The organism is Enterobacter sp. JBIWA008, assembly GCF_019968765.1.
GTDB lineage: Bacteria > Pseudomonadota > Gammaproteobacteria > Enterobacterales > Enterobacteriaceae > Enterobacter.
Genome location: NZ_CP074149.1, coordinates 784,949 through 796,523, shown reverse-complemented (window position 1 = coordinate 796,523; position 11,575 = coordinate 784,949). Strand labels below are relative to the sequence as shown.

Annotated in this window: 10 protein-coding genes; all 10 read right to left on the bottom strand. The window is 55.2% G+C overall.

What is annotated here, in order from left to right; genetic code table 11:
- Position 1: 1 nt before the first annotated feature.
- On the bottom strand, positions 2-1,084 hold the full coding sequence (mraY, locus tag KGP24_RS03805) for a phospho-N-acetylmuramoyl-pentapeptide-transferase (RefSeq protein ID WP_008501985.1): 1,083 nt from the start codon (positions 1,082-1,084) through the stop codon (positions 2-4).
- On the bottom strand, positions 1,078-2,436 hold the full coding sequence (gene murF, locus KGP24_RS03800; protein ID WP_223562419.1) for a UDP-N-acetylmuramoyl-tripeptide--D-alanyl-D-alanine ligase: 1,359 nt from the start codon (positions 2,434-2,436) through the stop codon (positions 1,078-1,080). Before murF ends, mraY begins: the two co-directional genes overlap by 7 nt.
- Entirely contained in the window at positions 2,433-3,920 is a 1,488-nt protein-coding gene (murE, locus tag KGP24_RS03795) for a UDP-N-acetylmuramoyl-L-alanyl-D-glutamate--2,6-diaminopimelate ligase (RefSeq protein WP_223562418.1), read from the bottom strand. Before murE ends, murF begins: the two co-directional genes overlap by 4 nt.
- Positions 3,907-5,673, bottom strand: a complete 1,767-nt coding sequence (locus tag KGP24_RS03790; protein WP_223562417.1) for a peptidoglycan glycosyltransferase FtsI — start codon at positions 5,671-5,673, stop codon at positions 3,907-3,909. Before KGP24_RS03790 ends, murE begins: the two co-directional genes overlap by 14 nt.
- Before the next feature lie 15 nt (positions 5,674-5,688).
- Positions 5,689-6,054, bottom strand: a complete 366-nt coding sequence (gene ftsL / locus KGP24_RS03785) for a cell division protein FtsL (protein ID WP_008501989.1) — start codon at positions 6,052-6,054, stop codon at positions 5,689-5,691.
- Positions 6,051-6,992, bottom strand: a complete 942-nt coding sequence (rsmH, locus tag KGP24_RS03780; RefSeq protein ID WP_021240527.1) for a 16S rRNA (cytosine(1402)-N(4))-methyltransferase RsmH — start codon at positions 6,990-6,992, stop codon at positions 6,051-6,053. The genes ftsL and rsmH overlap by 4 nt, the downstream gene beginning before the upstream one ends.
- A 2-nt stretch (positions 6,993-6,994) precedes the next feature.
- The gene (mraZ, locus tag KGP24_RS03775; protein ID WP_021240528.1) at positions 6,995-7,453 is read right to left on the bottom strand and encodes a division/cell wall cluster transcriptional repressor MraZ; all 459 of its coding nucleotides are present in this window, start codon (positions 7,451-7,453) and stop codon (positions 6,995-6,997) included.
- 600 nt (positions 7,454-8,053) lie between these two features.
- Positions 8,054-9,061, bottom strand: a complete 1,008-nt coding sequence (cra, locus tag KGP24_RS03770; RefSeq protein ID WP_008501993.1) for a catabolite repressor/activator — start codon at positions 9,059-9,061, stop codon at positions 8,054-8,056.
- Between the two features lie 179 nt (positions 9,062-9,240).
- Positions 9,241-9,732 (bottom strand): acetolactate synthase small subunit, encoded by a 492-nt coding sequence (ilvN, locus tag KGP24_RS03765; RefSeq protein ID WP_223562416.1) that lies wholly within the window; start codon positions 9,730-9,732, stop codon positions 9,241-9,243.
- Position 9,733: 1 nt separating this feature from the next.
- The gene (gene ilvI / locus KGP24_RS03760) at positions 9,734-11,458 is read right to left on the bottom strand and encodes an acetolactate synthase 3 large subunit (RefSeq protein ID WP_223562415.1); all 1,725 of its coding nucleotides are present in this window, start codon (positions 11,456-11,458) and stop codon (positions 9,734-9,736) included.
- Positions 11,459-11,575: the final 117 nt, after the last annotated feature.

Below are 11,575 nucleotides of genomic sequence, written 5' to 3'. Positions count from 1 at the left end.
ATTAACGTACCTTCAGCGTTGCCAGGCCAATCAGCACCAGCATCAGCGAAATAATCCAGAAGCGCACGATCACGCGCGGCTCCGGCCAGCCTTTCAGTTCATAGTGGTGGTGAATCGGCGCCATACGGAAGATGCGCTGACCGCGCAGCTTGAAGGAACCGACCTGCAAAATCACCGACAGGGTTTCAACCACAAACACGCCGCCCATGATCACCAGCAGGAACTCCTGACGCAGCAGTACGGCGATAATGCCAAGCGCACCGCCCAAAGCCAGAGAACCGACGTCCCCCATAAATACCTGCGCCGGATAGGTGTTGAACCACAGGAAGCCCAGCCCCGCGCCAACAATCGCCGTACAGACGATCACCAGTTCACCCGCGTGGCGCAGATAAGGGATGTGCAGGTAGTTCGCAAAGTTCATGTTACCTGTCGCCCATGCGACCAGCGCAAAACCAGCGGCCACAAAGACGGTTGGCATAATGGCCAGGCCATCCAGACCGTCAGTGAGGTTGACGGCGTTACCGGTACCGACGATCACAAAGTACGCCAGCAGGATGTAGAACAGCCCCAGCTGTGGCATCACGTCCTTGAAGAACGGCACGACCAGCTCGGTGGCTGGCGTATCTTTCCCGGCCAGATACAGCGCGAAGGCCACGCCCAGCGCGATCACCGACATCCAGAAATATTTCCAGCGCGCGATCAGGCCCTTAGTATCTTTGCGAACGACTTTGCGGTAATCATCCACAAAACCGATGATCCCGTAGCCCACCAGTACCGTCAGAACGCACCAGACGTACGGGTTGGAGGGATATGCCCACAGCAGCACGGAAACGACGATGGCGGTCAGGATCATGATCCCGCCCATGGTCGGCGTGCCGCGCTTGCTGAAGTGCGATTCCGGACCGTCGTTACGTACAACCTGGCCGAAAGAGAGTTTTTGCAGGCGGGCAATCATGCGCGGGCCCATCCACAACGAGATGAACAGCGCAGTCAGCAGGCTGACGATGGCGCGAAACGTCAGATATGAAAAGACGTTAAAGCCTGAATAATATTTGACCAAATGTTCGGCCAGCCAAACTAACATGTCCCGTTCTCCTGTAAAGCGTGCACAACCTCTTCCATGGCGGCACTACGTGAACCTTTCACTAACACAGTCACAATTTGTTTTTCTGTAATCAACGCCTTAAGGCGCTCTATCAACGCGGCTTTGTCAGCAAAATGCTCGCCAACGCCGCTGGCATGGCTAATCGCCTGGCTCAGTTTTCCTGCGCTCAGCACACAGTCCAGCCCCGCCGCTTTCGCCGCTTCACCGACCTGGGTATGACAGGCTTCGCTTTCGTCGCCCAGCTCTGCCATATCGCCAACCACCATGATGCGATAGCCCGGCATTTCAGATAACACCTGCACCGCCGCCGTCATTGAGCCAACGTTCGCGTTGTAGGAGTCATCCAGCAGCAGCTTGTTTTCCGAAAGCTGAATCGGGAACAGTCGTCCCGGCACGGCTTTCAGGTTCGCCAGCCCGGTTTTAATCGCTTCATGCGACGCGCCCACCGCCGTCGACAACGCCGCCGCCGCAAGCGCATTGGCGATGTTATGGCGACCTGGTAGTGGCAGCAGCACATCGACGCCACCCGTTGGTGTGGTGAGGGTGAACTCCGTACCGTGCGACGTCACATGGATATTGGTCGCGGTAAAATCACTGTTGGCCGCATTCGGCGAAAAGCGCCAGGTTTTACGCGAACCAATAATGCTCTGCCAGTTCAGCCAGTCGTTGTTATCGGCGTTCAGAATGGCGATACCGTCATCCGGCAGGCCGGTATAAATCTCACCTTTGGCTTTCGCGACGCCTTCCAGCGAGCCAAAACCTTCCAGATGCGCAGCCGCGAGGTTATTCACCAGCGCGGCTTCCGGGCGAGTCAGGCTCACGGTCCAGGCGATTTCGCCCTGGTGGTTTGCCCCTAACTCGATCACCGCAAATTCATGTTCTTTGGTCAGGCGGAGTAATGTCATCGGCACGCCGATGTCATTATTGAGGTTGCCCGCGGTATAAAGCGTATTGCCGCACTGGCTGAGGATCGCCGCCGTCATCTCTTTCACCGACGTCTTGCCTGATGACCCGGTCAAGGCGACAACGCGCGTAGGAACCTGCTGACGAACCCAGGCGGCCAGCTCACCGAACGCGAGACGCGTATCTTTCACCACAATTTGCGGCAGATCGATATCAAGCTTGCGGCTGACCAGCAGCGCACCAGCGCCGTTCTCTTTGGCCTGTTCAACAAAATCATGCGCGTCAAAACGCTCGCCTTTCAGCGCCACAAACAGACAGCCTGCAGTGATTTTGCGGGTGTCCGTCGTTACGGCATCAATCGTCAGGTCTTGCCCGTGCAGGTCGCCCTGCAGGATGGCAGCGGCCTGGCTTAACGTGATGCTAATCATGCCACGACTCCCAGCAGACGAGCTGCCGTTACGCGGTCCGAGTAGTCCAGACGGCGATTGCCAACGATCTGATAATCTTCATGGCCTTTACCCGCCAGCAGGACAACATCATTCTCCCGCGCCTGCATGATGGCGTTAGTCACAGCTTCCGCACGGCCTTCCACCACGCGAGCACGTCCCGCGTCCAGCATGCCCGCCAGAATGTCATTGATGATGGCGCGCGGCTCTTCCGTACGCGGGTTGTCATCGGTGACTACCGGAATATCTGCGAACTGCTCCGCAATAGCCCCCATCAGCGGGCGTTTGCCTTTGTCGCGATCGCCGCCGCAGCCAAACACGCACCAGAGCTTACCGGTACAATGCAGGCGCGCCGCTTCCAGCGCTTTTTCGAGCGCATCCGGCGTATGGGCATAATCAACCACAACGGTCGGCTTGCCCGGCGCGCTGAACACTTCCATACGACCGCAAACCGGCTGCAGACGCGCTGAGGTTTTCAGCAGTTCAGCCATCGGATAACCCAGCGCCAGCAGCGTCGCCAGCGCCAGCAGCAGGTTGCTGACGTTAAATGCGCCCATCAGGCGGCTTTCAATTTCGCCTTCACCCCAGGAAGAGGCAAAGCGGATGGTCGCCCCGCTGTCGTGATAGTTAACGTCAACGGCCTTCAGCCAGCGTCCGTGGCAGTTCGGGTTAATATGATCTTCCATCGACACCGCAACCGCATCCGGCAGCTTCGCCAGCCAGCGGCGGCCCACTTCGTCGTCGGCGTTGATGATGGCTTGTCCGTAATGGTGAGTAGAGAACAGCAGCCATTTCGCGGCTTCGTAGTGCTCCATATCACCATGATAATCAAGGTGATCGCGGCTCAGGTTGGTAAACACGGACGCGGCAAATTTCAGCGCCGCGACGCGGTGCTGTACCAGACCGTGCGAAGAGACTTCCATCGCGGCAAAGGTTGCCCCCTGCCCTGCCAGACCGGCAAGCACATGCTGTACGTCTACCGCCGAGCCGGTGGTGTTTTCCGTAGGGCTCACTTTGCCAAGCAGGCCGTTACCCACGGTCCCCATCACCGCACCGGTTTCACCCAGCAACTGGGCCCACTGCGCCATCAGCTGCGTGGTGGTGGTTTTACCGTTGGTACCCGTCACGCCTACCAAACGCAGCTGGTCGGAAGGTTCGTGATAAAAACGTCCCGCCAGCGCGGAAAGACGCTCGTTTAACTGGCTGAGATAGATGACCGGCACCCCGTGCATTTCACGGATTTCACCGTCGGTTGCCTCATCTTTGGCCTCAGCAATAATGGCAGCCACACCTTGCGCAATCGCCTGCGGGATATAACGACGCCCGTCCGCCTGATGACCGACCACCGCCACAAAAAGATCGCCAGACGCAGCCACGCGGCTGTCCAGTACCATCTCTCGCAGTGCTCGCTCCGGTGCATTTGGCACCCACGGAGCGAGAAGGTCGCGCAAATTACGATCTGCCACCTGTACCCTCGCCTTGATTAATTACAAATTCACTTTTTTCGCCCGTCGCCAGCGCATCCGGTTCAATGTTCATGGTGCGTAACACGCCGCCCATGATAGCCCCGAACACAGGCGCGGAGACGGCGCCGCCGTAGTATTTACCCGCCTGTGGATCGTTTATCACGACCACCAGCGCAAAACGCGGATTGCTTGCAGGCGCAACGCCTGCGGTATAGGCAATGTATTTGTTGATATAGCGGCCGTCCGGCCCTACTTTTTTCGCCGTACCGGTCTTGATGGCGATGCGATAACCTTTGATTGCCGCCTTCACGCCGCCGCCGCCGGGCAGCGCCACGCTTTCCATCATATGAACAACCGTACGGACGGTTGATTCCGGGAAGATACGCTCACCGGGAACCGGTGGATCAACTTTGGTAATCGACAGCGGACGATATACGCCATAGCTGCCGATCGTTGCGTAGACTCGCGCTAACTGTAACGGTGTCACCATTAGCCCGTAGCCGAAAGAGAAGGTGGCCCTCTCTATGTCAGACCACCGTTGTTTTTGAGGATATAAGCCACTGCGTTCTCCGACCAACCCCAAATTGGTCGCCTTTCCAAGCCCAAAACGTGAGTAAGTCTCTACTAACGCTGAGGACGGCATCGCTAACGCCAGCTTTGAAACACCGACGTTACTCGACTTCTGTAACACCCCGGTCAGGGTCAATTCGCTGTAGCGCGCCACGTCTTTGATTTCGTGGCCGTTAATTCGGTATGGAATGGTATTCAGTACGGTGTTTTCATTGACGATACCGCGCTGAAGTGCAGTCATAACCACCATCGGCTTAACGGTCGAACCCGGCTCAAACACGTCGGTGATGGTACGGTTACGCATAACATCCTTCTGCGTACCGGAAAGATTGTTAGGGTTGTAGGACGGGCTATTGGCCATCGCCAACACTTCACCCGTGTTAACATCGACTAACACGGCACTGCCCGATTCCGCTTTGTTGAAGGCCACGGCGTTGTTCAGCTCGCGGTAAACCAGCGCCTGTAGCCGCTCATCGATACTCAGCGCGAGGTTGTGTGCGGCCTGGCTGTCCGTCGAGGAAATATCCTCGATTACGCGACCATAGCGGTCTTTACGCACAATGCGCTCGCCCGGCTGACCGGTAAGCCATTTATCAAAGCTTTTTTCAACGCCTTCAATCCCCTGGCTATCAACGTTAGTAAAGCCAATGAGGTGAGCAGTCACTTCGCCGGATGGATAGTAACGACGGGATTCTTCACGCAGATGAATCCCCGGCAGCTTCAATTTTTTGATGTAATCCGCCATGTCAGGGTTCACCTGACGCGCCAGATAGATAAAACGCCCTCTCGGGTTCGTATTCACGCGTGAAGCTAACTGGTCCAGCGGCATCTTTAACGCGTCCGCAAGCGCCTTCCAGCGGTTATCAAGCGTGATCCCGCCAGCATCATGCAGTTCTTTTGGATCGGCCCAGATCGCCTTTACCGGCACGCTCACCGCCAGCGGACGACCCGAGCGGTCGGTGATCATCCCGCGGGATGTCGACACTTCCTGGACGCGCAGGGAGCGCATGTCGCCCTGGCGCACCAGCATGTCAGGAGCGACGATTTGCAGCCAGGCCACGCGTCCCAGCAGAAAACCCAGAGCGAGTAAAATGCAGCCGCAAAGCAACGCAAAACGCCAACTGATAAAGTTGGCCTGTTCTTCCTGACGTTTTGGTTTTAGCGTTTTTGCCGCTGCTTTCATGCGTCGCGTTTTCCCTTATTTTTGTACTACGATATTTTCCTGCGAGGGATCAACATGCTGCAGTTGCAGCTTTTCCGTTGCGATCCGTTCAACCCGGCTGTGATCGCCGAGCGCGTTTTCTTCAAGGATCAGATTTCGCCATTCAATATCCAGCGCATCGCGTTCCAGTACCATCTGCTCGCGTTGCGCAGTCAATAAACGTGTATGGTGGGCGGTGGTCACCACCGTAACTGCCGTGACAATGATGCAAATGAACAGACAGAGTGGCAGTTTCCCAAACCGCAAAAGATCGTCGCCGATCACGCCAGGCAAGGCATGGCGCTCGTTGCTTCCTAACGAATCCTTAACTTTGCTTAGGGTCTCTGTCACTCTGCCGATCATGCGTTCGTCCTCTCTGCAACACGCAGCACTGAACTACGGGCGCGTGGATTCTCTGCCACTTCTTCTTCGCCCGGCATCAACTTGCCTAATGCTCGCAACTGACGGCCACCCAGCTTCCTGAGTTGTTCTTCCGTCATCGGCAGCCCCGCTGGCACCTGCGGACCGCGGCTTTGTTCACGCATAAAGCGTTTAACAATACGGTCTTCCAGCGAATGGAAGCTGATGATGGATAACCGCCCACCCGGGGCCAGCACGTCGAGCGAGCTTTTTAGCGCCAGCTCTATTTCCTCCAGTTCACTGTTTACCCAGATGCGAACCGCCTGGAAGGTACGGGTCGCGGGATGTTTGTGCTTATCCTTCACCGGTGTCGCCGCCGCGATCACCTCAGCCAACTCTTTGGTGCGGGTCATGGGCTCAATGCGATTGCGCTCAACGATGGCGCGCGCAATACGTTTACCAAAGCGCTCTTCGCCAAACGTTTTGATGACCCATGCAATATCTGCTTCGTCAGCGGTCTGTAGCCACTCAGCGGCAGACTGACCGCGCGTCGGGTCCATCCGCATGTCCAGCGGACCATCACGCATAAAGGAGAAACCACGTTCAGCATCATCAAGTTGGGGTGAAGAGACGCCAAGATCGAGAAGAATCCCGTCGATCTTGCCCGTCAGGCCGCGCTCGGCAACATAATCCGCGAGCGCAGAGAAAGGTCCATGCACGATGGAAAAGCGTGGGTCATTGATGGTCTGTGCAACGGCAATTGCCTGCGGATCGCGATCGATTGCCAGCAGACGTCCTTCCTCTCCAAGCTGGGAGAGAATCAAACGCGAGTGACCACCGCGACCAAACGTGCCATCAATGTAGATGCCATCCGGACGAATATTCAGACCGTTAACGGCCTCGTCCAGTAACACCGTCTTATGTTTATAATTTTCCATCATATTTATAGAGACAAGTCCTGCAGCCGTTCCGATAATGTCGCGGAATCAGACTGCTCAGCGTCGATATCTTCCTTGACCTGTTGATACCAGGTCGTTTCATCCCACAGTTCAAACTTGTTGAACTGCCCGACCAGCATCACTTCTTTGGTCAGACCGGCATGTTGCCGCAACACAGGGGCAATCAGTAATCGCCCTGCGTTATCCATCTGACATTCACTGGCATGTCCCAATAACAACCGCTGCACGCGGCGTTCCTGCGGGTTCATGCTCGACAGTCGCGACAGCTTTTGCTCAATAATTTCCCATTCAGGCAGGGGGTAAAGCAGCAGGCAGGGGGAGTTAATGTCAATGGTGCAAACCATTTGACCCGCAGCGTTCTCAATCAGCTGGTCGCGGTATCGGGTTGGTACCGATAAACGCCCTTTACTGTCGAGATTGACTAACGTAGCTCCACGGAACATGCCAGTCTCACCCCTCCTCACCACTTTAACCCACAAATTCCCACTTAAAGGAGTTTACGGAGCGAGGGAAAAGCTTGTCAAGCCAGGACTCTCTGTAGAAGGACTCGAAAGCCCTCTATTTACAGAGATAAACAGTCCTGGTTAATAACTGCACAACTGGCGAGGCAAAATTAACGTTATGAATATTTGTAAGAAAAAAACCGAATATGCACACTAGCGTTAAAGCTCACTCAATATCATCGCAGATAAATATAAAGTGTCAGTTTGCGACGCGGGCAGCATTTTATGACAGATTCTCAGGGGATAACAGCGCCAGATTCACTCAGGCACCCGGTAAGCACGGCGGTTGCCACGTAAGCTGGCAAACGAGGAGGAAAAACGTCTGAATATTCATCGACCGAAGAGGGTTTGTAACAAAATAATACAAAGAGTGCTATTTAAAATCGCCCGGATTTTCTTTAAAGAGACAATTTAAAAGCCAGAATGAATTAAGAAAAATAGGTGATTATGATCCCTCAAGAATTATCCTAATTTCTCTCCGGGAATTATCTGCGCGAATTATCACAACAAAACGGGGCAGATTTCACCGCCCCGGTCATTTCATTTTTGGCGGCTTAAAATTCCGCGATGATAAAGATTACGTTTGATACGCGTCAGGCCCGGCTTCGGTTTGCGGGGTTCATCCAGACTCGCCAGCACAATCTCCAGCACGCGTTCAGCCACATCGCGGTGACGCTGTGCTACCGCCAGCACCGGGCACTGGAGGAAGTCGAGCAGCTCGTTATCACCAAACGTGGCTATCGCCAGATCGGAGGGCAGTTTACCTTCACGGCGTAAGGTCACATCCATAACGCCCTGCAAGAGCGCGAAAGATGTGGTGAACAGCGCCTGAGGCATCGGATGCGTTTCCAGCCATTTCTCGAACAGCTGCGCGGCGGCTTCACGCTCGTAGCTGTTGGCATAGAGGTAGTGAACCTCTCGCGGATCATCCTTCCAGGCGGTTCTGAATCCCTGTTCGCGCAGGAAGCTCACGGAAAGCTCGGGCAACGCGCCAAGATACAGCACCGTCTCAGCGGGGAACGTTCTCAGCTCTGCAGCCAGCATTTCTGCATCATCCTGATCCGCACCCACGACGCTGGTGAAATGCTCGCGATCGAGCGCGCGATCAAGCGCAACGATTGGGAACGGATCGTTCGCCCAGCGCTGGTAGAACGGGTGCTCTGGCGGTAAGGAAGTCGACACGATAATGGCATCCACCTGACGCTGGAGCAGATGCTCAATGCAGCGCATCTCGTTGTCGGGCTGGTCTTCCGAACAGGCAATCAGCAACTGATAGCCGCGCTGGCGCGCCTGACGTTCAAGATAGTTGGCGATACGAGTATAGCTGGTGTTTTCCAGGTCAGGGATCACCAGACCAATAGAGCGGGTACGCCCGGCACGCAGACCGGCTGCGACAGCATTCGGATGGTAGTTATGCTCACGAACGACCGCCATAACTTTTTCAACGGTCTTGTCGCTGACACGGTACTGCTTTGCTTTACCGTTAATCACATAGCTGGCCGTTGTTCGTGACACGCCGGCTAGCCGGGCGATTTCATCCAGTTTCACAATTGCCCCTTAAAAAAAGAAAAGAGTCCATGGCCCTGTCAAGGTTATGGTTAAATCTTTTAACATCTAAACGCAGAAAAGCCTTCGCGGCAACCGCTTTTATCTGCGTTGTCGGCTGATTACGCAAAAAAAAGCCCGGCATTGGTGACCGGGCAGAAAGAGGCGAACCTTTTTGACAACTAACGCATGATTTTCTCGCCGCGTGACAGACCTACTACACCCGATCTCGCCACCTCGACAATTTTTGCGACATCCCGCACAGACGCCAGGAAAGCATCCAGCTTGTCGCTTGTCCCGACCAGTTGAACCGTATAAAGAGAAGGCGTGACGTCGATAATCTGTCCGCGGAAAATATCCGCATTGCGTTTGACTTCATCACGCCCGTAGCCACTGGCCTGGATTTTCACCAGCATGACCTCACGTTCAACGTAGGCCCCCTGTCCCAACTCGCTCACGCGCAGTACGTCAACCAGCTTATGCAGCTGTTTTTCAATTTGCTCAAGCACTTTGGCATCGCCGACGGTTTGGATTGTCATGCGCGACAGCGTCGGGTCGTCCGTCGGGGCAACGGTCAGGCTTTCAATGTTATAGCCGCGCTGCGCAAAAAGGCCAATGACGCGCGACAGTGCGCCAGACTCGTTTTCCAGTAAAACAGATAATATCCGGCGCATATCAGGTTCTCTCCGTTTTGCTTAACCACATTTCATCCATACCACCACCACGAATATGCATCGGATAAACGTGCTCGGTTCCATCAACAATCACATCCATAAAGACGAGGCGGTTGTTTTTAACGTGCTCAAGCGCTTGTGCGAGCTTCGCTTCCAGCTCAGCCGGGTCGGTCACCCGCATGCCTACATGACCGTAAGCTTCAGCAAGACGAACAAAATCCGGCAGCGATTTCATGTAGGACTGAGAGTGTCGGCCTGAGTAGATCATATCCTGCCACTGCTTCACCATACCGAGATACCCGTTATTCAGGTTAAGCACCAGTACCGGCAGTTCATATTGCAGAGCGGTAGACAGCTCCTGAATGTTCATCTGAATACTGCCGTCCCCCGTCACGCAGACGACGGTTTCATTCGGCAGCGCCAGCTTCACGCCCAGCGCGGCAGGCAGACCAAAGCCCATGGTTCCTAAACCACCGGAGTTGATCCAGTGTCGAGGTTTATCAAACGGGTAATACAGGGCGGCAAACATCTGATGCTGCCCCACGTCTGAGGTCACGTACGCCTCACCTTTCGTCAGTCGCCACACGGCTTCAATGACCGCCTGTGGCTTAATGTTTCCACTTTGCGTGTCATATTTCAGGCACTGACGTGCGCGCCACTGTTCAATCTGCTGCCACCAGTCGCGGATCTCATCCAGCGGCTGGGTTGCACTCTCCTGGGTCAGCAGGTCCAGCATTTGCTCCAGAACCTGACGGGCATCACCGACGATCGGCACATCAGCCGACACCGTTTTTGAAATTGACGTTGGATCGATATCAATGTGCAGCACGGTGGCGTTCGGGCAATACTTCGCCAGGTTGTTGGTGGTGCGATCGTCAAAGCGCACGCCGACGGCAAAGATGACATCGGAATGATGCATCGTCATGTTGGCTTCATAGGTACCGTGCATACCCAGCATCCCCAGCGCCTGACGATGGGTGGCAGGAAAGGCTCCCAGCCCCATCAGTGACGACGCAACGGGCAGGTTAAGCTTTTCAATCAGTTCACGAAGCTGGACTTCGCAGGCAGAGTTAATCGCCCCGCCACCGACATAGACCACCGGTTTTTTAGCTGCCAGAAGCGTTTGCAACGCTCGCTTGATCTGGCCTTTATGCCCCTGAGTTGTTGGGTTATAAGAGCGCATGCTGACCGATTCCGGCCAGACATAAGGCAGCTTGTTTGCCGGGTTGAGAATATCTTTAGGCAGATCGACCACCACCGGTCCGGGACGCCCACTTGCCGCCAGCCAGAAGGCTTTTTTCAGTACGCCGGGAATGTCTTCTGTTTGCTTGACCAGGAAGCTGTGCTTCACAACGGGACGCGAAATCCCAACCATGTCGCACTCCTGAAACGCATCGTAGCCAATCAGTGAGGTTGCTACCTGCCCGGAGAGGATCACCAGCGGGATGGAGTCCATATAGGCCGTCGCAATGCCGGTAATGGCGTTTGTCGCGCCGGGGCCAGACGTGACTAACACTACGCCCACTTCACCCGTCGCCCGCGCCAGGCCGTCAGCCATGTGCACCGCCGCCTGCTCATGGCGCACCAGAACATGGTCAATGCCCCCAACCGTATGCAGCGCATCATAAATATCAAGAACCGCGCCGCCAGGGTAGCCGAACACTTGCTTTACGCCCTGATCGATCAGCGACCGAACGACCATTTCCGCGCCAGACAACATCTCCATGCTTTGCCTCCAGGCATTTTGTTATAGACGGACTGCCGAATTCATTTCCGCACCGTCTTACGATTGGGATAAACCAATCTTATATTTTGCAGAGTGTTCTTTACCTTAACCGCTCGT